The 24,830-nt window shown below is 67.9% G+C and carries 23 protein-coding genes and 1 pseudogene; 7 read left to right on the top strand and 17 right to left on the bottom strand.

Annotated features, from left to right (window positions below; translation table 11 throughout):
- The first annotated feature begins 386 nt into the window (after positions 1-386).
- Complete coding sequence (locus ACFYML_RS33990) at positions 387-725, top strand: hypothetical protein (protein ID WP_387424540.1); 339 nt, start codon at positions 387-389, stop codon at positions 723-725.
- 119 nt (positions 726-844) lie between these two features.
- On the opposite strand, the gene ACFYML_RS33995 is transcribed toward ACFYML_RS33990, so the two are convergent.
- The 10 genes and pseudogenes from ACFYML_RS33995 to ACFYML_RS34040 form a co-directional block, all read right to left on the bottom strand.
- On the bottom strand, positions 845-1,108 hold the full coding sequence (locus ACFYML_RS33995) for a hypothetical protein (RefSeq protein ID WP_387424541.1): 264 nt from the start codon (positions 1,106-1,108) through the stop codon (positions 845-847).
- Positions 1,012-1,566 (bottom strand): lantibiotic dehydratase, encoded by a 555-nt coding sequence (locus ACFYML_RS34000; RefSeq protein ID WP_387424578.1) that lies wholly within the window; start codon positions 1,564-1,566, stop codon positions 1,012-1,014. Before ACFYML_RS34000 ends, ACFYML_RS33995 begins: the two co-directional genes overlap by 97 nt.
- A gap of 179 nt (positions 1,567-1,745) precedes the next feature.
- On the bottom strand, positions 1,746-1,910 hold the full coding sequence (locus ACFYML_RS34005; RefSeq protein WP_387424542.1) for an FxLD family lanthipeptide: 165 nt from the start codon (positions 1,908-1,910) through the stop codon (positions 1,746-1,748).
- Positions 1,911-1,988: 78 nt separating this feature from the next.
- A complete protein-coding gene (locus tag ACFYML_RS34010; protein ID WP_387424543.1) occupies positions 1,989-2,378 on the bottom strand; it encodes a hypothetical protein in 390 nt (129 codons plus the stop codon).
- Positions 2,379-2,550: 172 nt separating this feature from the next.
- Positions 2,551-3,195: pseudogene (gene fxlM, locus ACFYML_RS34015) on the bottom strand (methyltransferase, FxLD system); the annotation flags it as partial.
- 309 nt (positions 3,196-3,504) lie between these two features.
- Positions 3,505-4,362 (bottom strand): hypothetical protein, encoded by an 858-nt coding sequence (locus ACFYML_RS34020; RefSeq protein WP_387424544.1) that lies wholly within the window; start codon positions 4,360-4,362, stop codon positions 3,505-3,507.
- A gap of 340 nt (positions 4,363-4,702) precedes the next feature.
- Positions 4,703-5,341, bottom strand: a complete 639-nt coding sequence (locus ACFYML_RS34025; protein WP_387424545.1) for a GNAT family N-acetyltransferase — start codon at positions 5,339-5,341, stop codon at positions 4,703-4,705.
- Between the two features lie 34 nt (positions 5,342-5,375).
- On the bottom strand, positions 5,376-6,050 hold the full coding sequence (locus ACFYML_RS34030) for a GPP34 family phosphoprotein (RefSeq protein ID WP_387424546.1): 675 nt from the start codon (positions 6,048-6,050) through the stop codon (positions 5,376-5,378).
- 10 nt (positions 6,051-6,060) lie between these two features.
- On the bottom strand, positions 6,061-7,065 hold the full coding sequence (locus ACFYML_RS34035) for an acetamidase/formamidase family protein (protein ID WP_387424579.1): 1,005 nt from the start codon (positions 7,063-7,065) through the stop codon (positions 6,061-6,063).
- A gap of 5 nt (positions 7,066-7,070) precedes the next feature.
- Positions 7,071-8,477: an APC family permease gene (locus tag ACFYML_RS34040; protein WP_387424547.1), complete on the bottom strand. Its 1,407-nt coding sequence runs from the start codon at positions 8,475-8,477 to the stop codon at positions 7,071-7,073.
- A 388-nt stretch (positions 8,478-8,865) separates the two neighbouring features.
- Between ACFYML_RS34040 and ACFYML_RS34045 the strand changes: the two genes are divergently transcribed.
- Positions 8,866-10,668, top strand: a complete 1,803-nt coding sequence (locus tag ACFYML_RS34045; RefSeq protein ID WP_387424548.1) for a S9 family peptidase — start codon at positions 8,866-8,868, stop codon at positions 10,666-10,668.
- On the opposite strand, the gene ACFYML_RS34050 is transcribed toward ACFYML_RS34045, so the two are convergent.
- Positions 10,648-12,033 (bottom strand): helix-turn-helix domain-containing protein, encoded by a 1,386-nt coding sequence (locus ACFYML_RS34050; protein ID WP_387424549.1) that lies wholly within the window; start codon positions 12,031-12,033, stop codon positions 10,648-10,650. The two genes, ACFYML_RS34045 and ACFYML_RS34050, sit on opposite strands and share 21 nt — an antisense overlap.
- Before the next feature lie 289 nt (positions 12,034-12,322).
- Here ACFYML_RS34050 and ACFYML_RS34055 point away from each other — a divergent pair, with 289 nt between their 5' ends.
- Both ACFYML_RS34055 and ACFYML_RS34060 read left to right on the top strand, forming a co-directional pair.
- Entirely contained in the window at positions 12,323-12,811 is a 489-nt protein-coding gene (locus ACFYML_RS34055) for a hypothetical protein (RefSeq protein WP_387424550.1), read from the top strand.
- A gap of 15 nt (positions 12,812-12,826) precedes the next feature.
- Positions 12,827-13,621 (top strand): phosphotransferase family protein, encoded by a 795-nt coding sequence (locus tag ACFYML_RS34060; RefSeq protein WP_387424551.1) that lies wholly within the window; start codon positions 12,827-12,829, stop codon positions 13,619-13,621.
- Between the two features lie 591 nt (positions 13,622-14,212).
- On the opposite strand, the gene ACFYML_RS34065 is transcribed toward ACFYML_RS34060, so the two are convergent.
- Positions 14,213-14,893 (bottom strand): DUF998 domain-containing protein, encoded by a 681-nt coding sequence (locus ACFYML_RS34065; protein WP_387424552.1) that lies wholly within the window; start codon positions 14,891-14,893, stop codon positions 14,213-14,215.
- A 200-nt stretch (positions 14,894-15,093) separates the two neighbouring features.
- Here ACFYML_RS34065 and ACFYML_RS34070 point away from each other — a divergent pair, with 200 nt between their 5' ends.
- Positions 15,094-15,636: a GNAT family N-acetyltransferase gene (locus ACFYML_RS34070; protein ID WP_387424553.1), complete on the top strand. Its 543-nt coding sequence runs from the start codon at positions 15,094-15,096 to the stop codon at positions 15,634-15,636.
- A 116-nt stretch (positions 15,637-15,752) separates the two neighbouring features.
- Here the strand turns inward: ACFYML_RS34070 and ACFYML_RS34075 are convergent, their stop codons facing one another.
- From ACFYML_RS34075 to ACFYML_RS34085, 3 genes are all read right to left on the bottom strand, one after another.
- The gene (locus ACFYML_RS34075; RefSeq protein ID WP_387424554.1) at positions 15,753-16,379 is read right to left on the bottom strand and encodes a GrpB family protein; all 627 of its coding nucleotides are present in this window, start codon (positions 16,377-16,379) and stop codon (positions 15,753-15,755) included.
- A 297-nt stretch (positions 16,380-16,676) separates the two neighbouring features.
- Positions 16,677-17,045: a hypothetical protein gene (locus ACFYML_RS34080; protein ID WP_387424555.1), complete on the bottom strand. Its 369-nt coding sequence runs from the start codon at positions 17,043-17,045 to the stop codon at positions 16,677-16,679.
- Positions 17,046-17,799: 754 nt separating this feature from the next.
- Entirely contained in the window at positions 17,800-20,157 is a 2,358-nt protein-coding gene (locus ACFYML_RS34085; RefSeq protein WP_387424556.1) for an SGNH/GDSL hydrolase family protein, read from the bottom strand.
- Between the two features lie 525 nt (positions 20,158-20,682).
- Between ACFYML_RS34085 and ACFYML_RS34090 the strand changes: the two genes are divergently transcribed.
- Positions 20,683-22,545 carry an exo-alpha-sialidase gene (locus tag ACFYML_RS34090; protein ID WP_387424557.1) on the top strand — a complete coding sequence of 621 codons (1,863 nt, stop codon included), beginning with the start codon at positions 20,683-20,685 and terminating at the stop codon, positions 22,543-22,545.
- Between the two features lie 384 nt (positions 22,546-22,929).
- Positions 22,930-23,631: a FadR/GntR family transcriptional regulator gene (locus tag ACFYML_RS34095; RefSeq protein ID WP_387424558.1), complete on the top strand. Its 702-nt coding sequence runs from the start codon at positions 22,930-22,932 to the stop codon at positions 23,629-23,631.
- A 196-nt stretch (positions 23,632-23,827) separates the two neighbouring features.
- Here the strand turns inward: ACFYML_RS34095 and ACFYML_RS34100 are convergent, their stop codons facing one another.
- Both ACFYML_RS34100 and ACFYML_RS34105 read right to left on the bottom strand, forming a co-directional pair.
- Positions 23,828-24,043: a helix-turn-helix domain-containing protein gene (locus ACFYML_RS34100; protein ID WP_387424559.1), complete on the bottom strand. Its 216-nt coding sequence runs from the start codon at positions 24,041-24,043 to the stop codon at positions 23,828-23,830.
- Positions 24,024-24,824: a FadR/GntR family transcriptional regulator gene (locus tag ACFYML_RS34105; RefSeq protein ID WP_387424560.1), complete on the bottom strand. Its 801-nt coding sequence runs from the start codon at positions 24,822-24,824 to the stop codon at positions 24,024-24,026. The genes ACFYML_RS34100 and ACFYML_RS34105 overlap by 20 nt, the downstream gene beginning before the upstream one ends.
- Positions 24,825-24,830 lie beyond the last annotated feature (6 nt).

The following is a 24,830-nucleotide window of genomic DNA, read 5'->3' on the forward strand; positions in this document are numbered from 1 at the left end:
ATCCGAATTCGACACTCAGATGATCACCGATGAGCTGCGAGCCCTTCACGCTCGGGCCGGCTCCAGCAGCGAACCCCGCTCAACTTCGAAGAGCCATCAATCAACCTTGGTATCGGCACATCGGGACGCGCCTCGAGTTCCTTCTGGCCATGTATAGCATCACACGAATGCGGCCGTGCAGTGGACTTTTCGAGCAGATCGCTGGCGGAGTGATTCAGAAGCTCCAGTACGTGGGCACGAGGAATCTGGTTCTGCTTCTTCAGGCTCTTCGATCCGACAAGGTGCCCCAGGAGTGGAGGCCAGCGCGGACCACCTTCGAGGTAGAACTTCTGGAACAGCTATCGCGAGCCGAGGATGTAGCGGACTGGGGACTTCTGAGGTCCGCGATGGACATCATTCCGGTCACTGCTCATTTCGTTGCTGATATGACCGATAATTTTGAGGCCTTCGCATCCGAGTTGATCGATGAACTGGTGTCCCAACTCGAAGGTGATCCGCACGGGGATGAAGAAGGCATCTATGAAGATTTAAGCTCCGTGGCCGATAGGTGGCGGTGCGTCCTCGACACATCCGAGATTGAGGAACTGCTGGAGAGACAGCGGGAGCAAGAGGAGGCGGAGGCAGACTCTGATTTCCCCCGGCCAGTGCTGTGGAGCGCACTGAAGCAGACAGAAGGGGGCAGTTCGACCGCTGCTGATCCTGGGAGGCTGTTCGACCTTCTTTAGAGCGGGCGGAAGCAGGGTCGGCATAGGCGCCGGCTGCGGCGGCGGGGTCGGCAGTGGAGTGGGCACGAGCGCCTCGACGAGCTGCTCGTCGTGCCAGCGAGGAGAGGGCCGCCGACGGCTCACGGCCGCCCCCGCCAGTGCGGCCGCGCCAGCATCAGCGCAGGCGGGCTTGTCCCCCGAGGTTCGTCATGAGTACGGATGCCACCGGTGGTGATCCGATGCGCCGCCGTTACGGGTCGATCGACCCATCGGATCGGCTCAGCAGCCAGCGTCAGAGCCGCGCGGATCATGTCGTTGGCCTTGATGCGCAGATGCGTGGGCGCGCCGCGGGGGTCGCTCGTGGCAGCGCGGTACTCCAGCACCACCTTCTCCGCCCGCTCCACCAGCAGTTGTTCGCGCGCACCGTCACATGCGAGCGCAGCCGCACATCGGATTCCAGTCCATCCAGGACGGCGGCCAACCAGGGTGCCTGGAGGCGAGCCGAAGACCGATGCGCGGTGCCCCAGCGGATGCGTCCGGTGAGGCTCGCGGTGGCGGGGGCAACGCCGGCGAACAACCCGTACGGTGTGGCACGGGTCGTGGCGCGCAGCAGGTAGCGCATGACCGCGAGCACCACCCGGCGGGCGTCGGCTTGCGACAGGCCGCCGCTGATGGCGGCGGTGGCCCGCTCGGCGAGGTCCGGTGACGCGTGGGCCAAGGCTGCCACGAACCCCGGAATCGTCAACGTCTCGGCAAGCCACAGCCGCCAACTGGCCGCCGTGTCGCTGCTGGTCAGGTCAGGCCATGCGCCAAGCTGGCCGGGGCGAAGCAGGGCCGCCCGGAGCATCAAGGCGTCGTTCACGCTGCGGCACACACCAACCTCCCCACGGGCGTGATCATCTGTCTGCGGGTGAGGAGTGCCCGACCTCGAGCCATTTTCCCGAGGTGGGCACTCCTGACCCGATGTCGATGGCCCGCTCTGTGACCTGCCCACTTGGACCGCGCTGGCCATCAGAGCGGGCCACCAGCGGATGCGGTTGGTCAGCAGCTGGTGCAGGCCGACGCGCAGGTGCTGCCGCAGTTGTCCTCGGTCATCTTGATGACGTGCTCGACGGTGCCACCGGCCTCGATGAACTCGATGTCCAGGTCGAAGTCGTCGAGGGTGCCGCCCTCGATGTCGGGCTGGACCGTGGCGAGCTGGACCATGACAACCTCCCTGATTGGGGTGATAGGGGTTCCCCGGCACTCCCCCACCGTGGTCGCTGAGGTGAGCGCCGAAGTCTTCTACGGCCAGGCGACGGCGAGGACGCCGTGCCGCTTGGTGGTGTGCCACCCGGTCAGGTCGCTGGTGTCGGCGGTGTTTGGGTGGTAGGTGATGTGGGCGGCACCGCGCCGGTAGTAGCAGTCTGCCCATTTGCGGATCATGGCGAGCAGCTCGGCGGCGACCTGCTCGGCTGCCGGCCCGTGGGCGATGACACCGGTCTCGTAGCCGCTGACGGTCTGCGGATTCTCCCGCTTGATGCGATAGGCGAAGCTGCCGCCGCGCACGAAGGCCGGGGTGCCGTTGCGTACTGTGGGGTTGACCACGCCCTGGTCGATCGCGGCCTGCGCGGCGTGCAGCATCGGCAGTTCCAGCCCGCTGGTCAGCAGGTACAGTTCCAGCTCGTCGGGCATGTCGAACGGGTCCCCGTCCAGCTCTGCACCGGTTTGGTGTTGAGCGCCTTGCGCAGCGCCGGCACGTCGAAGGTGACAGTGCTGTTCTGGTCGAGGCGCAGTCCGACGTCGGGGTGACCGGGATCAGCTGTTCGCTGGCGGCGCCGTTGCCCTGCATCGGCACGGACGAGCCGAGCCGGTAGTTGCTGGCCTTCAGCACCGACATGCCGGGGGCGCGGTCGAAGGCGATGAGCCGGGTGATCCCGGCGAAGCGCAGCGGCACGACGATCCGGCCGTCCGGGGTGAGCTGATCTAGCCAGGCGGGCGGGATGTCCCACGCCCCGACCGTGACGATGATCCGTTTATACGGCGCGTGCTGCGCGACGCCGTGCTCGGCGTCGGCGAGCACGACGTTGACCTGCTCGTACCCGGCCCGGCGCAGGCCCGCGCGGGCGCGGTCAACGATGTCGGCATCGATGTCCACGGTCGTCACCGAGCCGGTCGGCCCGACCACTTCGGCGATCAGGGCGGCGTTGTATCCGCCTGATCCGATCTCCAGCACGTTCATGCCCGGCCGTACGTCGGCCTGTTCGAGCTGGATGGCCTGAATGTGCGAGGCCGAGACCACGCTGGTCTGACGCCCACTAGCGTCGATCTTGGGAACCAAGGTGGTGTTCGTCTGATACACCTTTTCCAGCGGCTCGCCGGGCGCGAAGTCATGGCGGGGCACAGTGTGCATGGCCGCGGCCACGCTGTCGGTGGTGATCAGACCCTCGTCACGCAGTGTGGCCACCATCGCCTGACGGAGGGTGGCGGCGGCGTCAACTCGCAGTGTCATCGCAGTCCTTGTGGTGGGAATTCGTCGGCTGTACAAGCCCTACTTCACCCATGGGGCGTCGTGTTGGTTTGAATTGATGCGGTATTCGCTCGGCGCAATGGAGTCCCGCGTTGTGCGGCGGCGCCGACATCACTCTCCTTTCGGGTGGGATAGCGGGTTGTTGTCACCTGGTCCGGCGAGCAGGGTTGAGAGCGAAGCTCAGCTGGTCATGGGCCAGGAGATGGTGACGATGCCGTGACGCTGAGGGCACCGGTCTTGCTTGCGTGTGCGGACACGGTCGGGATCTCCTGGAATTGGCGGGGCGGGTAGTCAGGCGTCTTGGTGCTTGTGCCCCTTGGCGGCGCAGTCCTGCCATATGTGTGTCAGGTGTTGTGTCATGCGGGCCGTGGCGGGATGGCCGGGGTGTTCGCGCCGGTGGGTGGCGATGGTGTCGGCGAGCAGGGCGCGCGCCGCCTGGCAGTGGCCGAGGGCGTGTAGGACGAGAGCGGTGGTGGCGTGGGTGGCGAGGGTTCGATGGGCGTGCGGCCCGGCGGTAGCGGCGAAGTGTTCGCCGAGTTGCCGATAGAGGTGGTAGGCGCGTTGGTGGTGTCCGGCGTGCCGATGCACGACGGCCTGGAGGTGGAGGGCGTGAACGCTCCGCGGGTGGCCGGGCCCGTGGAGGTGGATCGTGCTGTGGTGGGCGTAGGTGGCCCAGGCGATGGCGTCGGCGGGGTGGCCGAGGCGGAGTTGCAGTTCGGCCAGAAGGTTGGCGGCTTCGGCGTGTAGGGGGTCGGCGGACGCGGTGGCGGGGTCGACGCCGGTGAGGCTGTCGTGCAGGAGCTGCCGGGCGCGCAGCGGCTCGGTGTGGGCCAGATCGCGGGCAGCGGCGATCCGCTGTCCACGTTCGGCCTCGAACCGGCCGGGTCCGGTAACAGGGGTGGCTCGCCAGGTGAGGGCGATATCGCCGGGAGTGGCGCCGACGGTGATGCGGGCGAGGACCCGGTGGGCGTGGGCGGCGGCCAGCTGCGGGGGTGTCGGCGCCGTGGTCGAGGGGATGACCCGAGCCGCGTGTCGCAGGATGGTCCGACCGACCGTGTGGGCGATGGCCGCGGCATCGACCGGCCGCGGCCGGCAGTCCTGCTGGCACTGGTAGCCCTGTCCAGAGTCGTGCAGTTGCGCGTAGGCCATCGGTTGGTAGCAGAACCTGCAGTGCAGCAGTCCCGACGGCAGGTAGATATCTCGCGAGTCGGCGGCCGGCCTGCTCGGCTGGAGTGGGACTGGGGCGGTGGCTTTGGTCACCCACTTTTGGACCAGGCGTGGGTCGAGGCCCATTTGACGGGCGACCGTGGTGACGGCGCCGTATGCCTTGATAGCGCGGGCATCCGCGACACGCTGGACGACGGCGTCGATGAGTTCCGGAGGGTATCTACGAGGGAAGGCCATGATCCGCGGTATCGGTTGGGGACGAGTGTGGTCAGCCGCCGTTGGTGTCACCGGCTTGGTCCGTTTGGTGACGAGGGCGGTGGGGCTACGCATGAAAGCCCTGCCAGCGGTTGTCGACCGGGCGGCTGGTGTTGATCGGCAGGCTGCTGCTGCGGTGAGCGTTGCGACGTACCGGACGCAAGGTCGGGCCGTTGGGCAGGGTGATCGGTGGTCGCGGTGTGTAGCCGTAGCGCGCGAACAGGTGCTCCCTTTCTGCAAGGACGGCAGCCCAGGACGGTAGGCCAATGCTGTCGAGTCGGCTGCGGTGATGGGTAAGCAGCGCTGTGCCGTAACCGGTCTTCTGAGCATCAGGACGCACGGCGAGGAACGCGAGGTGGTAATGCGGTTCGGTGGGCTGTTTCGTGGACAGCAGGCTGTCCAGCAGGTCGAACCGGTCGGCGTGGCTCCCGGCGGCGTCGGTGAGGCGGATACGGTAGTTGGCTGGTGGTGGGATGGGCCGGTAGCGGTGGAAGCCGACGGTGGCGGCGGTGAGATCGTCGGTGAGGTGGATGTCGCCGAAGAACATCGCGTGCTCCACCCAGATCCCAACCACGTCGGTCAGCACCTGGTGCCGCTGTTGCGGGTCGGGCACCAGCCACGCGGCGAGCGGGCTGGAGTGCAGGGCGTCGGCGATCAGCGCGGCGACCAGGTCCTTGTCTGTCCAGCGGGCGGCGCGGATACGCACGGCAGTCTCCTTCGGATGGGTACCTCGGGTTGGGTCATCGGTAGGTGGCAGTGGCGAGGTCGCCGACCGCGGCGTCGACGGCGGCGGTGATGTCCCGCACCGACCGATGGTGCTGCGCGGCGATTGCCTTCAGCCGTTCTGTGAGGGTGGCCGTGTCGCCGTCGAGGTAGAGGTGGCTGGTCAGGCCGAGGGTGGCGACCAGGCCGGCGAGGGCGGCGGTGTGGTTGTCGGGTTGCTCGCGGCCTTGCGCGAGGTACCGCAGGCGGGACCGGGCGACGATCGCCCACTTGCTGTCAGTCGCCGTGTAGATATCGGTGCGGGCGAGGCCGCCAAGGCGCCGGCGTGTGCTGTGGCGGAGGATCCCCGCGGCGACGAGACCTGCGCGGGTGCGCTCGTACAGGTCGTCGGCGAAGTCACGCAGAAACGCCTTCACCGGCGGGGCGGTGCGCCCGCAGCGGATGGCGGCGATGGCGGTGTCGGCGATCAGGTCGCCGACCGGTCGGTCGGTGTGCAGGCGCAGCCACCGCTCGCCGGCCGGACGGTCGTCGTTTGGGTCGAGGGCGATCCGTCCGACGAGGAAGATGTCGATCAGGACGGCGCCGGCGAGCCCGAGCGCCAATGCTTGCCGGTGGATGTGCGGCTGGCCGGTGTCGTCGTTGTGGCCGAGCAGGAACAGCTCATCCCGCAGCGGCAGTCGAGGAACGGTCATGGCGCCGCCCCTAACCCAGCCCTGGGACGAGCTGCCGCAGCCGGCTGTGCACCCCGCCGTAGGCGGGCTCCGGCGATGGCAGTAGCGCCTTGTCGACCGCGGCGAGGACCGTGTAGTTCGGGTCGCACACGTTGCCGATCGGCGCCCGCCCGGCCTGGGAGACAAGCTGGTACGCGTCGAGCGTCTCCAGCCCGGTCAGGGCCTGCACCCAGCCGACCATGTCGTGCTGCGCGATGCGGTAAGCATCCTCAAGTGGGCGGGCGCACCCGATCGACATGATCGACGTGTCGGTTTCCAGACGTGGCCACATAGTCGGCACGACCTTGATGACCTCGATGGCGAGGATTGTGGTGGTGGCGATCTCGACACCGACGCCGCAGGCTTCGCCGTCGCCTTGGCGGGCGTGGCCGTCTCCGAGGGCGAGCATCGCCCCGTGCACCTTGACGCCGAGGTAGAGGGTGGTGCCGGCGCGCAGTTGTGGGGTGTCGAGGTTCCCGCCGTGGGTGTCCGGGACGATGGTGGAGCGGGCTTCGAACCCGCCGGGGGCGACCCCGATGGTGCCGATCATCGCCTCCAGCGGGAGGTCGACCGTGTGGTCGGTTTCGGTGGCCTGGAACCGCACCGTGCCGGCCTGCCGGTCGACGCCATACACCCATACCCGCTCCTCAAGCGGCGGCTGGAGGCTGGCGGTCTGGGAGGTCGAGGTGAGGGCACCGAAGTGCGGGAACGTCGATGACACAGCCCAGTCCCGGGCCGGGGTGATCGAGATGAGGTGGATGGCGAGGGTGTCGCCGGGCTCGGCGTCCTCGACGAAGAACGGCCCTGACACGGGGTTGAGGTAGGGCATGCGGCACACCTGCGACGGCAGATCCGCCGGCCCGCGCACGAGCCCGCCGAAGCAGTCCTCGGTGAACACCTCAAGTACGTCGCCGGAGCGCAGGTGTGCGACCGGCATCCGGCCGCCGAAGGTGTAAGCGAGCTCGTCTCGCGCCGGACGGTAGGTGACCTTGTCCATGGCGGTCACACCCGCTCCACGTCACGCTGCTGCGGAGCGGCGGGCGCCAGGCCGGAGAGCACCGGGCGGCGTCCCGACAGGTACAGGCCGGCGAGCACGATCACGCCGAGGGCGAGCCAGGCCAGGCCGAGGCGCTGGGCGGCGATGTTCGCGTTCACCACCACGTAGGCGAGGATCACGAACCCGACCACGGGCATCACCAGATGCGCCCACCAGTTCCCGCTACGCCTGCGGATGAGGTGATGTACGACCACGGAGACGTGCAGGACCAGGAAGGCGACCATCGCCCCGAAGTTGATCAACGACGACAACAGGGTGATCCCGTCCGAGCGGGTTGCCATGTACAGGCCGAGGGCGAGGGACACGGCGCCGGTGAGCAGGGTGGCGTTGATCGGCGCGCTGCGGCGGATCGACACCTTCGCCAGGAACGCGGGCAGCTGCCGGTCCCGCGCCATCGCGTACAACAGCCGGGACGTGGCGACCTGAGCGACCATCGAGTTCGGCAACCCCCACGCGATCGCGGTGGCCACCGCACACAGGGTCGCCAGCCAGCCCCCGCCGGCCATCTGGGCGGCGTCGTAGAACGCGGTGCCGTTCGGGTCACCGTCGATCAGCAACGCCCCGGGGTTGGGGACGAGCATCGCGGCCAGCCACGTCTGCGCGACGAACAACACCCCCGCCAGCACCAGGACCGCGGCCATAGCTCGGCCGATCTGCCGAGCCCCACCTTTGGCCTCCTCAGCCAACATCGAGATGCCGTCGAAGCCCAGAAAGCTAAGCACGGCGATCGACACCGCGCCCGCGACCAGGGACCAGGTGAACGTGTCCGGGTTGTAGAACGCCTCCCAACTGAACCGGCCCTTCCCCGAGCTGAGGGCCCAGCCAGCGGCGGCGATGAAGATTGCTAGGACGATCAGCTCGCCGACCAGCATGACCCGGGTGACCACCGCGGTCATGCGGATCCCGACCGAGTTGACGACGGTGTTGACCGCGACAAACCCGAGCAGCCACGCCCACACCGGCACCGCAGGCACGGTCGCGTGCATCGCCACCGACGCCACCAAATACAGCAACCCGGGTACGAGGACATAGTCGAGGAGGATCACCCAGCCGGCGAGAAACCCGACCGGTGGGCTGATGCCGCGGCCGGCGTAGTTGTAGACGCTGCCCGACATGGGAAACGCCTTCACCATCTGCGCGTACGAGAACGCGGTGAACACCAACGCCACCACGCCGATCGCATAGGCCAGGGCGACCATCCCGCCAGAGCCGGCGTACACGCTGCCGAAGATCGCCATCGGCGCGATCGGCACCATGTACACCAGCCCGTAGGCGATCAGGTCCTGGAACCGCAACTGCCGGGCCAGTTCCTGTCGGTAGCCGTAGCGGGCCAAGTCGTCTTGCATTTGCATCGCACCCTCCCAATGGGCTCGCGTTTTTCGCCGCAGACACATCTATTGCTGCGCCACCCCTGAATGGCCTTACGATCCGAAGATTGGCTCGAACTGACGGCCTGGTCGATACCGGAAATGCGGACAAAGGCTGTTGTCCGCATCGACTTTGTCGCTGACGTCGTGGCCGGCCGATCGACGGTCTGAGGTAGGACGGCCAGCAGCAGCGGCAGGAGGCTTCGGGCGTAGAGTCGGCCGTGTCCGAGGAGTACTCGCGCCGGCCCGGAGAAGCGAAACGTTCCCGGCGCGGTATCCGGTGCCTCGGGCTGCTTGACGAGGAGCGTGCCCCTTGGGCTACGGCCAGAGTTGCTCGGGAGGATCCCGTGAGGTTGACGGAAGCTTCGCCGCTGTGTCGGTGGAGGATGCTGTCCGCGCCTCTGTGAGCTATGACCAGCTTCGTGCCGGTGATGGCGCCCTGTATTGGTTGGAGGCTCGGCCCGAAGCTGGCGGGCGCGCAACCGTGACGAGGTGGCGGCCCGGCGAGGGTAGGCATGACATCAGTCCCGACGGTTTTGATGTCACCAGCAGAGTTCACGCGTACGGTGGTGGATCTTTCGCAGTCGCCGAGGGAATCCTCTGGTGCGTCGGCAGCGGTGGCCTTTACCGGATCCGTCGCCACGGCGATCCGCTCGAGTTAATCGACAAAGGACTCTTCGGAGACCTGACGGTCGGCGACGGCGAATTGTTGGCGGTGCGTGAGTCGGAGCAGGGAGACGAACTCGTCTCGGTGTCGTTGACAGGTGCTCCGCAGCTGCGGGCCCTTACCGCATCTCGCGGATTCCTTGGCGCACCTCGGCCGGGTCCCGCGGTGTTGGCGTGGACTGCTTGGGGCGAGCGCGACATGCCCTGGGACGCGTGTGAAGTGTGGGTGGCCTCGTATGCGTCTGGTGGTCGCATCGGGAACCCGAGGAAGATCGCCGGTGGCCCGGATGAGTCGGCGGTGGAGCCGCGGTGGGGGCCCGACGGGGCGTTGTACTTCATGTCGGACCGCAGCGGTTGGTGGAACCTCTATCGGTGGGACGGCTACACGGTCGAGGCGGTAGCACCGATCGCGGGTGAGTGTGCCGCGGAGCCGTGGGAGTTGGGTTACGCGTCGTACGACTTCCTTGCCGACGGCCGGATCGCCGTGGTGGTGCAGGAGGGGCCGCGGCAACGCCTCATCGTTATCGACCGTGATGGCGCCATCCGCGCAGTCGACCTTCCCTACACGTCGATCAAGCCCTACCTGGCCGCGCAGGGGATGACGGTGGGGTTGATCGGGTCGTCACCGACCGCGGCCCCGCAGGTCGCGCTGGCGCATCTGGCAGGTGGCGATCCGCGGGTGGAGGTCCTTGCCACGTCCGAGCACGCCGAGATCTCCGGGGCTCAGGTGTCTACGCCGAGGGAATTGCGGGTCCGCGTATCGGGCGGACGTGAGGTGCTGGCCCTGGTGTATCCGCCGACGGGCTCGACGGCAGACTGGCGTTCACCCGTGATCATTCGGGCTCATCCTGGGCCCACTGCCTCTTGCCTGCTGCGTCTGGACTGGCAGGCGCAGTTTTTCACCAGTCGCGGGTTCGCCGTGGTGGACGTCGACTATCTGGGCAGCACTGGTTATGGCCGGACCTTCCGAGAATCGCTGTACGGCCGGTGGGGTCTGGACGACGTTGATGACTGCGCGGCGGTGGCGGACCACCTGCTGGCGACGGGGCGGGCGATGCCGGGGCAGGTCTTCATCCGGGGCGCCAGTGCTGGCGGATACACGGCGCTACAAGCGGTGGCGAGGGATGGTCCGTTCGCTGCCGCCACCGCTGTATCTGCGATCGTGGATCCGGACAGATGGGCGGAGACTGTGCCTCGGTTCCAGCGGGCGCACGCGATGCGGCTGCGGGGTGGCGCCGGCCGGGTCTGTGCTGCCACTGTTCAGCGGCCTGTGCTGTTCATTCATGGCACCGCGGATGAGGTGGCCGTGGCCGAGGATGTGCGGGAACTCGCCGACCAGTTGCAGGCTCTCGATACGACGCACGAGTTGCTGCTACTTAGCGATGTCGGTCACTACGTAGCGACGTCCAGTCGGGCGGGTGCGGCGCTCGAGGCGGAATTGGCTCATTACCGCTCGGTGATGGCGGCCGCGACGACTGGTCGAGGGTATTCACACGGCCGCGAGTGGTAGCTGCTGGCGCACGTAATCGCCGAACTCGCGAACCTCCGGTTCGCATCGGTAGGGCTCAAGGTCGGCTTGTACCTCGACGATGCGCTGCAAGCAGCGGTGCGATGTCGTCTGCGCGGCATGATCCACCGCCGCCCGGGCGGTGGCGCACGCCTCGTCGATTCGGCCGGCAGCAGCCAGCGATGAAGCCAGGAGCGCGGTGTCGATGGCCAGTCGCCGGACGTGTGTGGGGCTCAGCGCGGTGAGGGCGTCGCCCAGGTGCCGTTGGGTCTGCTGCGGTAAGCCCAGGTCGTGGAAGCAGTGGGCGATCTCGTCGGCAAGATATGCCGGAGTGAAATACCGGATCCACGGCGGCTCGTCCTCGGGCGTGCTGCGGGCCAGTCGTCTCTCTGCAATATCGAGGTGGGTCAGACAATCGCCTTCGCGCCCAAGGCGGGCCTGCGTCCGCGCCACCACGGCGTGCAGCGCGGCTCCCACGGCTGGCGTCGCCTGAGTCTCACTTCCTCGCACCGCCGTGAGCGCCATCCGCAGCGCCGGCTCGGGGTGACCGCAGTGAAGCGCGAGGTGCCCGATGTTCACAGCGAGCAGGTAGCTGCCGTACAGGCGGTCGTCGGCGGCCTGCGTCAGCCGTAAAGCGCGTAGGTAGCGACGCTGCGCGACACCGTGGGCACCGGTGTCGACCGCCTGATAACCGCACAGTTCGAAGAAGCCCGCCGCCAGGGTGTAGAGGCGCCGACCAACCGCCTCCGAGGCCGGGCGGTTTGCCAGCAGCCGATTCAGTTCCCCTTCGACGTACCGCTGTACTTGACCATGGACTCGCCCGGCACCGTGGGTGTGGTCCAACTGCCGGAACATCGCCAGAGCGTATTCAGCGGAGAAAACGTCCTCTTCGCAAACCTGATCGGACGAACCAGGTCGTCCGGCCATGGACAGGCCGGGTCCCGCCGAAGCGTTCAGCCAGTCCAGGGCGGCGCGATCGAGGACGCCTGGCTGGAACGGAACCCGGACGACCATGTCGGCCAGCCCTGACATCTCCACCGAGTGGGCCGGCAGCAGGCTGCTGACGCCGATGGAGCCGTTCGGCGGAGCCGTCAGCTTGCCCGCGCTGGCCCGCTTCTTATCGAGAAGCGGCAGCAGGCGCGTCAAGGCGCCTCCGGCCGCCAACGCCGTGTCGCAGGCCTCGACGAACTCTCGGGAGGGAAACCGGTCAGCTGTCTCGACCCGACGCACCAGGTCGGCGCTGTACCGAATCATGGCGCCCAATCGCGCCTGCGAGAGGTTGGCGCGCTCCCGCAGCCGACGGAGCTCGGCACCAAAGTAGTGCCGCTCGGATAGGGACGGCTGAAGCGCTCGCGGGGTCTGAGCCATGACACCGCCTTTTCAGGCTGCTCGCCTAGCGGCATTGAGCAGCGTGGACATCGGGGCACTTAGGGTCACTCAGTGTTCAGCCCGACGCAAGCAAGAACGACGAAATGGCGTGGCTGCAGGACGAACACCTAGCGCCGCATGCGGACAGCCGCTTCGTCCGCATGCCCGGCGTTCACACGGGCGACCGAAAGGGTGAGTTTGTGAACAGCAGGGCGCAGGCCACTCGTCGATCCGCCCCGGTTCATGACAACCCTGGAGCTCGCTGAGCACACAGGCTGAAGGAGGAGTCTTGAGTATCACCGCAGACAGGTCGGTCACGACGACCGCCGCAGACCCCCGCACCCTCGTGTCGGCCGAGGTGTTCGACAAGATCGCTCGCTACGTCGCTGCCAGGCAGGAGGTGACCCAGACCTACGCCGAGCGCGCGGTGGGGCAGTTCCTCGTCTTCCTGAAGGCGTACGCCGACCAGTTGGACAAGCCGGACTTCGGGATGCTTCTGCCGACCGGCGAGTCCTACCGAGTCGTGCCGACCCGCCCGGTCGACGCCGTATGGCACGCCGCCCTCCAGATCACTGAGGCCTACACCGCCGCCTGCAAAGAGATCGCCGGCCACTACGTACACCACCGACCGATCCTGACCAACGCCATGCAGGACGGCACCGCCATCACCTACACGCTCGCGGCGTTGCACGACACCGGCTACCGGATCGACATGGAATTCTGGGGCGGTGAGGCCGAGTCCTGCTGCCCGCCGAACCCGCCTCAGCCCGGCAAGTAGCAGAGAAGAGAACCGATGCGAAGTGACTGGACCGCTCTGCCTGAGAGTGTCACGGCAGGAATCGCCGAACGGATCGGCGGAGCCTTCGACGTAACCCCGGCTTCCAGTGGCAACCACGCGGAGATCGCCTCGACGGTCACCGGGCCAGCCGGACGGGTCTTCGTCAAGGCGGCCTCTGGAGGGTTGAGCGTCCGGTCACTGTCCTACGAGCTGGCGGCAACCCGGGCCATCGACCGGCACCCGCCCGCAGTCCTGTGGCACTTCGAGTCCGATGGCTGGCTCGTGGTGGGGACCGAGCATCTCGCCGGTCCCCACCCCGACCTGTCACCCGGCAGTGCGGATCTCGATCTGCTAGCAGTCACATTGAAGGAACTCCAGGAGACTCCCGCGTCCGCTCAGCCATGGTTCACCCCGGCAGCCCGGCTCGGGTTCGCACACCCGGCGATGGACGGCGAGACACTAATCCATTCCGACCTCAATCCGGCCAACTTGATCGTGACGAAGCACGGCCTACGGATCGTCGACTGGGCGTGGGCAACCAAGGCGGCTCCGTGGGTCGAACTCGCGTTGCTCGTCCAATGGTTGATTGGCGCCGGCCACAGCGCCGAACAGGCAGAAGAGTGGCTGGCGCAGTTCCCCGCATGGACCGCGACTGCCCGTGAGGTATTGGACGACTTCGCGTCGAGGAACGCATCGAAGTGGTCGGCCAAGTCCAGGCAGAGCACCGACCGCTGGGTACACGACCTCGCGATGTGGACCGGTGAGTGGGCATCCGGCCAGGCGGCTCCCGCTGCCACGGCCGCTCCTTGATCCCCAGGATCGCGGCAATTCCGCTCCCGGCGTTCGTCCGGATCCTCGGCCGTCCGTGCGCATCCCTCCTCGTGTGTGACCTCAGCCCGTCGTCCGTCGTCCGTCGCCGGCCTTGGCCGGCCTCCGGCGGTTGGGCACGTTGCTGTCGCCGTTGCCGTCGAGCGCCACAGGTGGCAACAGGTTGTCCTCAACGAGCAGGTGGTGGCGGGGGAACCGCTGTGCAGGCGGCGATAGGAGCGCCGGGCTCCTGATGGTCGATCTCATACTGGCATTCGCTACATGGCTCCGGCGGCTCGTCTTCGCGCCAGTCATGCCCGCATTCGGGGCAGTCGCCGTACCAGCGCGGTCTCCGTCGCACGGTTCACATTGTCGACCAGCGCTCGGCATCGAGGTTTACCCCCGTCGGGGGAGGCTTGCCACGACTGCCCGGCAAGGGGCAATGGATATCATCCTGTGCGCTCACCTACCGGTGTTCGTGCCGTTCCTCCCTGCTGCCACTCAGCGAGTAGCAATGCATTCGCTGACTTGTGCTGGCTCTGCTGCTCGCCTCCCTCCAATCCGGGAGGTATTACCCCTTTCGGACGAGTGTTGTCAGCCGGCTGGCGGTAGCAACCGAAACGCCAGCGCGGTGGTCCAGGCGAAGGCGAGGCTGACCGCGACGGCGAGTCGGATGCTCAGCCCATCCTGGCCGGGCCAGGCGACAAGCACGAGGGCGCCAATGCCGGTGGCCGCGCTGTAGGTGGCCCAGCCGAGTTGCCGCGCCACGACGGCCCGGCGGACGATCACGAAGCAGGCCAGCACCAGTGAGGCGAAGGCCAGCGGCGGCGCGACGGCGTGCACTATGCCGTGCCAGCTCATCGGGTCTGCGTTCCCCTTCGGGGTGCCGGGTGGGAAGCCGAGTGCCGGGTCCGGCCGGAACGCCCCGCCCACGATCAAGCCTAGCCCGAAGACGCCCATCAGCGGCGGTGCCCAGGCGCCTGCGGGTCCGGGGTGTAGCACCCGCCGCAGCCCGATGGCATACGCGGCGCTGAGCAAGCCGGCGACGATGAACGCGGACATCTGGATCCAGCCCAGGGTGCCGAGGGTGAGCAGGCTGATCGGGTGCCGGCGGAGGTCGAAGCCGTCGCGGGTGAGGGCCTGCGCGGCGACCGCCACGACGAAGACCGGCCCGGCCACAGCGCCGCAGATCAGTAGTGCCCGGCTGGTCCGCGAGGGCGGCGAGGCCAGCGGTTCTGTGCTGGCCGGCGGCGTGGTGGACTCTCTCGTCATCATCGTGCCCCCTGGGTCAGCCGGCCAGCGCCTTGCCCTGCTTGACACTCGCGTCCCACCTGATGCCCGACATGATCCTCAAGGCGTGTCGCGGAGGCCCTCACCGTCCGCGACAGGGACGCGCGCATCGCTGCATGGTCGGACGCGATGGCGGCTGGAAACGTGGTTGCTGCTCCATGACCACGTAAATAGGTTCGTCGTTCATGGATCCGGTGCAACACCACGAAACCACAACCCAGCTTGTGCTCGAGGACGACCGCATCGGCCTGCGCCCTCTGGCCGTTAGCGACGCTGACGCGCACCTGGCAGGCTGCGACGAGGCCATCATCGAGCGGCTCGGCGGCGGCGAACCATCATCACGAAGCCAGATTGAGGCGTGGCTCGAGACGAACGCGCGCGCGTGGGCATCCGGCGGTGATGTCGTCGATCTGGGAATCGAAGATCTCGGCACCGGCCTCCTCTGCGGATGTGTTGGCGTCCAGCGCGGCCTGGACTACCTCAGCACAGGGCAGGTCAACCTGACCTACGCGCTGTACCCGCAGTGGAGAGGGCATGGCTACGCGACCCGTGCAGTTCGGCTCGCCATGCAGGCCGCCCAGGCGCGACGACCCGTCGTCGAGTTCGTCATTCGAGCCGCCCCGGACAACCTGAAGTCGATCGCTGTCGCTGAACGAGCCGGCTTCGAGCGATCTGGCCAGACCAACGACGCCCACGGCGAGCTCATCTGGCTGACTCACCAGGCATAGCCCCCTGGTCATGGAAAGCAGCCTGGCGGCCTCGATTCGAGGCCAACCTCGGCGATCGGTGACGTCCGCACATCGGCATGAGCGGGTCCACACCTCCCAGTTCGATTGCGTTCGCATCACCATGGCCTCAGATCAGCCCCGCCCACCTCGCCGGTTGCAGCGAAGATGCGCGCAAAGATGTCATCGATGACGTCGTTCTTCGCGAGGCTGTAGTCGCCCGGATGATCCGCGGTCTCCCGCGCAAGGCGGCGCTTGGTCGAGGCATACAGCTCCCGGTCTTCGGGATGCGAGCGCAGCCAGTCGCGAAAGAGCCGATGCCGTATCGGTTCGGGCGCGCCCTGCTGCCAGACGTGAAGATGGACGTCCTCCGCGGAGCTGACGAGCATCCGGTGCCCGTACCACCACGGCTCTCGCAGAACGAGCCGGTATCCGAGCCTTTCCAGGGCGGGGATGTAGCGGGACTCATCCGCAGTGTCCGCGATGCTGAGATCGATATCGATGATGGGCTTGGCTGCCAGGCCCGGAACTGATGTGGATCCGACATGTTCGACATCGATGATCAGGCCGTCCAGAACGTCGCGGAGCGGGGAGCTCGCAGCAGCGAATCGGTCCACCCAAGCCGGGTCGTAGTCGTCGACGACAATGGACTCCCACCTCCTTGGCGGTTTGCCTACCAGAGCGGTAGCCATCTGCTCGGGGGTGCCGTGGAAGCGCTGCGTGATTTCCGGCGGATACTCGGGCAACTCAACCTCCGTAAGAAGCAAAGTCGATCAGACTACGACATCGGAGACCCACCTGTCCATCCGCTCATCGGCAGTTCAGGGTGCCCGCTCGACTTAGAGGCCCGCTACCGACCGTGGCCGCTCGCGATCAATCAGCAGGCACCGACGGCGGCATGAGCATGCGCACAGTCCTCTATCGTCCGTGGGCGTCCGGCGTCAGCCGCCTCGATGGTCACCCAGTTCGTCGGCCGGCAGCCGGCTGCCGCGTCCCACCAGAGCTTTACACCCACGGTGGGCTGCTGCTGCGACCGGCGCAGATCATCGTCGGAAGCTGACCGGGTCGGCGAGGTACCGATCGAGGTCCGGATCCTCGTGCTCCTCCTCGAATTGGTCCGCGATCACCCACCGGTCACCGAGTTCAGCGCGCAGCTGGTCGAGCGCCCGTCGAACGGCCGCGTTGAAGGCCCGGCATTCCGGCTCGCGCCAAGGCCCTGGGTCAGGCGGATAGTCCCAGTTCAGTGATGCGTCGTACCACTCGACCAACTGGGTCAGCTCATCCCGAAGGGCCGCGCTGATCGGCAGCGCCTCCACGCGCACCGGATACCCCCAGGCCTCCTGGTCCTGTCGGCCGGTTGGCCACAGGGCACCCCCAGACCCCGCGTCGAAGAAGAAACGGGCGTGCGGCATGGGCAAGAGCCTGACACACGCCACCCCGGCCACCGCCGTTTGTTGTCGCCTCGAGGATCGCTGTGTCTCATCCATCCTTGGCCAGCAGTGCCAACGTCTCAGCCACCATCTCCGACTCGACCTGGTCCCGTCCCGCGGGCCAGTTGTCCCACTCGGAGACCAGGCCGGTCAGACCGGTTGAGCCACTCCGGAACCATGGCCGGAAGCGACCGGACGGCGGGCACCTGCCTCAGGTGACAGCGAGCAACACGGCTTGCCCGCTCACCGCCGCCAGCCGATCGGCACGGTCAGGTGCACCTGATCGCCACAGGCCAAGTCGGCAACATAACGCGATCCAGGGCCCTGCCATGCAGATGCACCAAAATGTCCACCGGTGTCGGTGGATGGTGTAGTTGCCGGGGATGACTTGCTGACGCAGCGGGCGCTCAAGGGCTCCCAAAATCGTCCTAGCCCGCCCCGCGCCGATCCCTGCAGTTGCAGCCCCCGCGCTCCGACCGTCCGGTCGTTGACCTGACCGGCGAACGAATCGAACGCCGGCCCATCCTCGGCGGGCTGATCACTGAGTATGAACGAGCCGAATAGAAGCCCAGCTCAGGACAAGTGGCAGGATTTTGGAACCCGACAACACCACGTCCTCCCCGACGCGGGCGGTAGCCCTCTCGCGACGGCCGTGACGGGCGGCAGTCGCCACGACGCCATCGCCGTCGGCGGGTGGCTGCGTGCCGACCGGGGTGGGGCGGCACGCAGCCGCCGCTCAGCGAAGTGCGCCGAGGTCGATGGCTTCAGCCATCGCGCGATAGCCCACGTCCGACGGGTGCAGGTGGTCGCCCGAGTCGTACGACGGGTTGATCCGTTGCGGGTCGGCCGGGTCACGCACCACCGCGTCGAAGTCGACGACGGCGTCGAAGTCGCCACTCGTGCGGATGAACTCGTTCACGGCCTGCCGCACGTTGTCCCGCTCCTCTGTGTAGGAGCGCCATCCCTTGATGGGCGTGATGGTTCCGACGACGATCCGCAGGCCCTGTGCGTGTGCCTGGGCGGCGATCTGCCGCAGGGCGAGCTTCAGGGTCTCCGGGTTGGGGTGTTCGAGGTTGAGGATGTCGTTGACGCCCTCGAGCACGATGACTGTGCGCGCCCCGGACGTGGTCAGCATGTCCCGGGACAGGCGGGCGAACGCGTTCGGGCCACCGATCCCGGTTCCGGTGCTGCTGTCGAGGATCCGGTTGCCGCTGATGCCGCTGTTGACCACGCCGAGCTTGGTCGGTCCCGACTCGGCGGCGAGCCGGTCGGCGAGGATGTCGGGCCACCGCAGGTTCGCACTGATGGTCGACCTGTCCCCGTCGGTGATCGAGTCGCCGAAGGTCACCACCGTGCCGTGCGCGGTAGTGGACCGGACGTCCACGGCTGTCGCGTAGTACCACGCCGTCGTCGGCTGGGTGAACGCGGTGCCCTGCTCGTCCGCCGCGTGGTCGCCGTCCGCGCTGATGTACGACGTCTGGTACGAGCGCGGGTGCTCGGTCACCGGGCCGGATGGAGCCGGGGTGTAGACGGTCACCAGCAGGTCCCCGTCTGCCGGCACGGCAAGGGATACCGGGTCGCTGAGCACTTCGCCGCCGGCCGGGATGGTCACCGACGGCGCGCCGCCGAAGGTCAGCTCGCGCATCGTGCCGGCGACCGCGTCCGGCGCGTCGGGCCGGGCCGCCACCGCCAGCGTCGCTCGCCCCATCAGGACCGGTGCTGTGCCGAGCGCGTTGGACAGGCGTACGCGAGCCGCGTGGCCACCCACGCTGGTGTGCACCACGTTGCGGATCGAGTGGTTCGGCATGCCCTGGTCGGCACCGGGCGTCGTGCGCGCCATGGCCGTCTGCCAGGTGCCGACCCAGTGGCCGGGCGGGCGGCGGTCGAGCTTCTCCAGGTCAACGACCGCCGCCATCGCCTGGTAACCGGCGTCCTTCGGGTGTAGGTGGTCGCCGGAGTCGTACTCCGCCCGTAGCCGGGTCGGCGCCGCCGGGTCCCGCAGCGCGATGTCGAAGTCGGCCACCGCGTCGAACGCGCCGCCGTCGCGGATGAATTTGTTGACCGCCTGCCGCACGCCTTCCAATTCCTCGGTGTAGTTGCTCGACCCGCCGAATGGGGTGAGCGTGCCACCGGTGACCCGCAGCCCCTTAGCCTGGGCCTGAGCCGCTATCTGGCCCAGCGCCGCGATGATTTGCGACGGCTCGTGGTGCTGCGGCTGGCCGCCGATGTCGTTGATTCCCAACATGACGATCACGGAGCGCGCGCCGGTCGCGGTCAGCACGTCCCGGTCCAGCCTGGACAGCGCGTTGGGGTTCCAGGTGTTGGTCAGCAACCGGTTCGAGCTGATGCCGGCGTTGAGCACACCGAGCCGCGTCGACCCGGGCTCGGCGATCAGCCGGTCGGCCAGGTAGTCCGGCCAGCGGTGGTTCGCGTTCCGGGTCGAGTTGTTCCCGTCGGTGATCGAGTCGCCGAGGGTGACGACTGCGCCCTCGGCCTGTCCCAGGACGTCCACGCCGCTCACGTACGGCCAGAAAGTGATCGGCTGGGTGAACGCCGTGACGGACTCGTCGGCCGCGTGATCACCGTTTTGCGACAGGTACGAAGTCTGGTTGGCCACCTGGTGATAGGTCACCGGCCCGGACGGCACCGGGGTGTACACGCTGACCAGGAGGTCGCCATCTTCCGGCACGGCAAAGGCGAGCGGGTCGCTCAGCGCCTCGCCGCCGGCCGGGATAGTCACCGACGGCGCGCCGCCGAAGGTGAGCGCTCGCATCGTGCCCGTGACCGCGTTCGGCGCGTCGGGCGCCTCGGCGACCGCGACCGTCACCGCGTCCATCCGCACCGCCACTGTGCCGAGGACGTTGGTCAGCGAGACCCGCACACCCGCACCACCGACGCTGGTGTGCACGACGTTGCGGATAGTCCGGTCCGCGTATCCGGTGGGGAGGTTGGGCACGGTGCCGGAAGCCGAGGCCGACCAGGTGCCGACCCAGTCGTTCAGCGGTGCCGTCGACTGGGCGTCCTGGCCGGCCGCGGAGGCCGGGCTGGTCAGGCCGAGCACCAGCGCGAGCACGGTGCCGGCGGTTTGCGTCATTCTCCATATGTAGGACATGGGATCTCCTCCCGATCGCCAACGAGTTTGCTCCCCGCCTTCGTCGCGGTCAACAGTTGCCCGGCTCTCTGTCCGATCGCGACTCGCCTTGCTCATCAGATACCCGCAAGCGCACAGATTGATTGATGGAGGCAGATCAGCATGCTGGACGGCATGCAGAAAATGAAGGGGTTATGGGCCTTCGACACCGCCCCGCAGGCGGTGATGCCGAACCTCCTCGCACCGCGTTGGTTGAAGACCCCGGGAGGGACGTGTCGACCAGGCTGGCCCACAAGCCGCCCGGAGGGCTTGCGGTGCCCGACATAGGACGTAGGATGTCCGGCAGCGTATCGCACGTGTGACGAGAGGTGGGCGGCACGGGCAGAGCTGCGGACGATCCGTGAGCGCAACAGGTGCGGCAACCGGCAGCTCCGGCTTCACTTGCCGTTCGACACGATCCGCCCAGCGGACAGTGGAGGTATCGGATCCATGACGAGACAGAGACACAGCCGCAGACGCCGTCGATGGTTGTCCATTGCGGCAATCGCGGCGATGGCCGGCGCCTTGCTCACCCCCGGCACCGCGCACGCCGCCGAGCCGTACCACGAGGAACAGGCGGTCTACACGGCAAAGACGGACGGGTATTCCTGCTTCCGGATCCCGGCGATCGTGAAGGCCACCAACGGAGACCTGCTGGCGTTCGCCGAAGGCCGGATCAACAACTGTGACGACAGGGGCGACATCGACCTGGTGCTGAAGCGGTCCCACGACGGCGGCCGCACGTGGGGCCCGCTGCAGGTCGTGTCGCGGGGCGACGGTGACACACACGGCAACCCCATGCCGATCGTGGACGAACGGACCGGACGAGTCGTGCTGTTCACCACCCACAACCCGGGCACGGGAAGCGGTGGCCGCGTTCCGTACCTGCAGGTCAGCGACGACCAGGGAGCGACCTGGAGCGCGCCGCGGGAAATGACGCAGCTGATGCAGCCGGCGTGGACCGCCTGGTACGCCACCGGTCCGGTGCATGCCATCCAGCTCAAACGCGGCCCGCATGCCGGGCGGCTGGTGATGAGCGCCAACCATGAGTCCTTCGCACCCGACGGGCGGCGCATCGCCGGCATCCACCTCGGGTACAGCGACGACGGCGGCGACACCTGGCACCTCGGCGCCAGCGCCGGTGGCGCCGCCGACGACATCTTCGTCAACGAGTCGACGCTGGTGGAGCTGACCGACGGACGGGTCTACGTCAACGTGCGGGAAGCCGGCACGGCCGAGGGCACTCGGGCGTACGCGATCTCCAGCGACGGCGGCGACAGCTACGACGCGCCGTTCCAGATGGTGCCCGAGCTGACGATGCCGGTCGTGCAGGGAGCGTTGCTACGCCTCACCGCCACCGACGAAGGTGACGCGCGGGACCGCATCCTGTTCTCTGGACCCGCCAACCCCGGCAAGCGTGAGGCCCTGACGATCCGGTCCTCCTACGACGAGGCCCAGACCTGGGAGCCCTGGCAGGAAGGCAAGGTCATCAGCTGGGGCCCGGGCGGGTACTCCGACCTGGTCAAGATCGAGACTGACCCGGTCGCGGGACCCGTGGCCGGGGTGCTGTACGAGGGCGGTGTGGCCGCCCTGTACGAGGTGATCCAGTTCGTCAGGTTCAACGAGGCGTACCTCGACACCCCGAACGGTTCGCCTCCTGACCTGCCGCCGCCACCGGTGCCGGGGCCGACGACCCCGGACGCGGCACCGCGCTACCACAACACCGCCTACGTGCGCGGCGACGCGACGCTGACCGAGGGGCGGTTCGGCACCGGACTCGCGCTCGACGGTGTCAACGACCACGTGGAGGTGCCGTACAACCCGGACGTCGACCTCGGGGACGACCAGTTCACGATCATGACCTGGTTCCGGTACAGCGAAACCACCGGAAACATCGTGATCTGGTGGTTCCACCAGGTGGGTACGGGAGCCGCGCAGATCTGGCTGCGGGCCGAACCGGCGAGCAACCGCATCCGGGGTGTCGTCGGCACCGGCCAGGGCGACGCGAACATCACCATCGCGGGCGCGTACAACGACGGGCGCTGGCACCACGTCGCCATGCAACGCACGGCGACCCGGGTCACGGTCCTCATCGACGGCGCCACCGTCGCCGACCTGGCCGCCCCCCGCGGCTCGGTGACCACCGGCAAGGAGTTCGGCATCCACAGCATCTACCTCGGCCGGCGGGTCGACGGCCTCAACAACCCGTTCCGCGGCACCCTCGACGAGTTCCGCATCTACGGCCGCGCCCTCACACCCGAGGAGTTGCGGGACATCCGGGAACACAACGTCCCGATCGCCGGCCAGCTCCGGCTCCGCCTCCCGTTTGCGACCATCAACCCGCAGCAGTAGCCGCTGCGTCTGTGCCCCGCCAACGGTCGTCCGGCGGGGCACCACCACCGGCGCGGAAAGATCGCGTCGACGGACCGTGTTCGTCGAGAGCCGCCCGGTACTCGCAGAGACCGGTGTGACCGCCCACCCCAACCACGGCGGGCGGTCACACCGCTCACTGCCTCGGCCGTCCTGGCGCCGTAGGAGCCGGGCGGCTCCATGCCTCGGTCCCCCGCCGATCTGTCCGCCTCAGTGAGCCGTGACATGGGATGTTCGGGAGCGTCTGGAACATGCGCGACACCAGAGGCTAAGCGCTCGGATGCCGCGTGTACATTGCTCCTCAGCGGGGTGCGCTTGCCCGGACGTAGGATGTGCGCCAGCCGCAGAAGAGCCTGGAGGCACGGCATGGCCAGACGCAACGGCGACACGGTTCAGGACCGCATCGTGGCCCTAATCCACGATCGTCAGCTCCAGCCCGGCGCTCCGATGCCGACCGAGCCGCAACTCATGGACTTGCTGGGGGCGAGTCGCAACAGCGTGCGCGAGGCGGTCCGGGCGCTGCAGGCGCTGGGCATCGTCGAGATCCGCCACGGGTTCGGCACCTTCGTCGGCCGAGCTTCACTTGACGTGCTCAGCCCGTCGCTGGAGTTCCGGATCCGCTCCGGCCCGCATAGCGTCCGCGCGCTCCATGATCTCGTGGAGGTGCGGGAGATGCTGGAGACCGCGCTCGTCGCGCGCGTCGCCGGCTCGACCAGTCCGAGCCGCCTGGCGGCGCTCGACGCCCTCGTGACCGCGATGCAGACCGACCTCGAAGCGGACCGGGCCTTCCACGCGCTGCTCTACGAATCCTGCGGCAACGAGCTCGTGCTGCAACTGATCGACCTGTTCTGGCAGGTCTACCACCAGGTTGAGCCGCTGCTGGGAGCGCCGGACGAGCGCATGGACGTGACGGTGGGCAACCACCGGCGGATCGTCGATGCGCTGCGCGCCCGGGACGCGTCCGCCGCCCAGGAGGCGATGCAACGGCATTTCCGCGACGTCAAGGAGCGCGTCGCCCGTGCCGAGGCGGCCCAGGCGGCAAAGCCGCTCAACAGCGAAGCGGCCTGAGCCGGGTCGGGTCAGCGCCGACTGTCCTCGCTTCCACACCGCCCGCCACCGCGGTCGGTCAGCGTTGCCCTACGTCGGGTCGCCCGGGGGATTTCACCCCCGGGCTCCCACAGAACGGCCCCCACCCGGATGCTCGCCATACCCGCCTTGGTTTTGCAGCGCAGTCAGGGCCTGGCCCAAGTCGACGGCCGCTTCCTCACCCACCTGCTGGCACACCTGCGCCCGCCACGACAACCCCGTCGCCCCGACCCTTCACCAGAGCCAGGGACTGGTTGAACACGAACCGAGCCGCCCCCGCAGGACGGGCCAACACCACCACCTGCGACGGTGACGGGCCGACTGTGAACCGGAACGCGGTAAACCTCCCCACAGCCCCACCGCATGCCTGCCACCTACGACACTTCCGAAACACGCGCTAGGCGGGCCAGCCGGGCGCGTACGCCGTCGAAGTGCGCGCGCATCGCCGTCGTGGCCAACGCGCGATCCCCCGTGATGACGGCCGTGTAGATGTCGCGATGCTTGCGAGCCACGTCGGCGGGCGTCTCGTCGGGCGGGCCGAGGTCGTCGCTCAGCTGGTGGTAGACCTCCCAGAATGCGCCGAGCAGCCTGCCCACCAGGGGATTGCCCAGCGGGTGGTAGAGCACGTCGTGGAAGAGGCGGTCGGTGTCGGGGGAGACCGTGCCCACCCGCGCCTCGGTCTCCATCTGCGCTATGACGTCGCGGGCCGGGGCGAGGTCGGGCGTCAAGTTCCGATCGTCGCGCTGGTCGATCAGGCGTTGCACGAGCCCGTTCTCCAGGATCTCGCGAATCTCGATAAGGTGGCCGAGGTGGTTGCGCTCGTCCTGCAGGGTGATGCGGCTGTGGAAGGTCAGTTCGTCGACGAGGCCGTTGAGCGACATGCGCCCGACGAACATCCCGAAGCCGTGGCGGATGTCGACGATGCCGACGGCTTGAAGGACCTTGAGGGCTTCCCTGACCGAGTTGCGGCCAATGCCGAGCTCCTCCATCAGCTCGGACTCGGTCGGTAGCGGATCCCCCGTGGTCAATCCGCGTTGCAGAATGAGGCCCTTGACCGCCTCCTGCACTTCGACGGCGCGGCTGAGCCGACGCCGCTTACCTGCGGGAACGCGGCGTGGCTCGGGGGGGTGGGCCGAGGCGTCGCCCGTGCCTTGGCGATCGGCGTGAAACACCACGGAAAT

Origin of the sequence: Micromonospora sp. NPDC007230 (genome assembly GCF_042869115.1) — a bacterium.
In the GTDB taxonomy this organism is placed as follows: domain Bacteria; phylum Actinomycetota; class Actinomycetes; order Mycobacteriales; family Micromonosporaceae; genus Micromonospora.

What these genes read in the sequence shown, in the direction of transcription:
- ACFYML_RS34005 (WP_387424542.1), bottom strand. Translation starts at nt 1,910, where the DNA reads ATGGTCCAGCTCGCCACGGTCCAGCCCGACATCGAGGGCGGCACCCTC.
- ACFYML_RS33990 (WP_387424540.1), top strand. Translation starts at nt 387, where the DNA reads ATGGACATCATTCCGGTCACTGCTCATTTCGTTGCTGATATGACCGAT.
- ACFYML_RS34085 (WP_387424556.1), bottom strand. Translation starts at nt 20,157, where the DNA reads ATGACGCAAACCGCCGGCACCGTGCTCGCGCTGGTGCTCGGCCTGACC.
- ACFYML_RS34095 (WP_387424558.1), top strand. Translation starts at nt 22,930, where the DNA reads ATGGCCAGACGCAACGGCGACACGGTTCAGGACCGCATCGTGGCCCTA.
- ACFYML_RS34040 (WP_387424547.1), bottom strand. Translation starts at nt 8,477, where the DNA reads ATGCAAATGCAAGACGACTTGGCCCGCTACGGCTACCGACAGGAACTG.
- ACFYML_RS34010 (WP_387424543.1), bottom strand. Translation starts at nt 2,378, where the DNA reads ATGCCCGACGAGCTGGAACTGTACCTGCTGACCAGCGGGCTGGAACTG.
- ACFYML_RS34035 (WP_387424579.1), bottom strand. Translation starts at nt 7,065, where the DNA reads ATGGACAAGGTCACCTACCGTCCGGCGCGAGACGAGCTCGCTTACACC.
- ACFYML_RS34050 (WP_387424549.1), bottom strand. Translation starts at nt 12,033, where the DNA reads ATGGCTCAGACCCCGCGAGCGCTTCAGCCGTCCCTATCCGAGCGGCAC.
- ACFYML_RS34070 (WP_387424553.1), top strand. Translation starts at nt 15,094, where the DNA reads ATGGATCCGGTGCAACACCACGAAACCACAACCCAGCTTGTGCTCGAG.
- ACFYML_RS34030 (WP_387424546.1), bottom strand. Translation starts at nt 6,050, where the DNA reads ATGACCGTTCCTCGACTGCCGCTGCGGGATGAGCTGTTCCTGCTCGGC.
- ACFYML_RS34020 (WP_387424544.1), bottom strand. Translation starts at nt 4,362, where the DNA reads ATGGCCTACGCGCAACTGCACGACTCTGGACAGGGCTACCAGTGCCAG.
- ACFYML_RS34065 (WP_387424552.1), bottom strand. Translation starts at nt 14,893, where the DNA reads ATGATGACGAGAGAGTCCACCACGCCGCCGGCCAGCACAGAACCGCTG.
- ACFYML_RS34080 (WP_387424555.1), bottom strand. Translation starts at nt 17,045, where the DNA reads ATGCCGCACGCCCGTTTCTTCTTCGACGCGGGGTCTGGGGGTGCCCTG.
- ACFYML_RS34060 (WP_387424551.1), top strand. Translation starts at nt 12,827, where the DNA reads ATGCGAAGTGACTGGACCGCTCTGCCTGAGAGTGTCACGGCAGGAATC.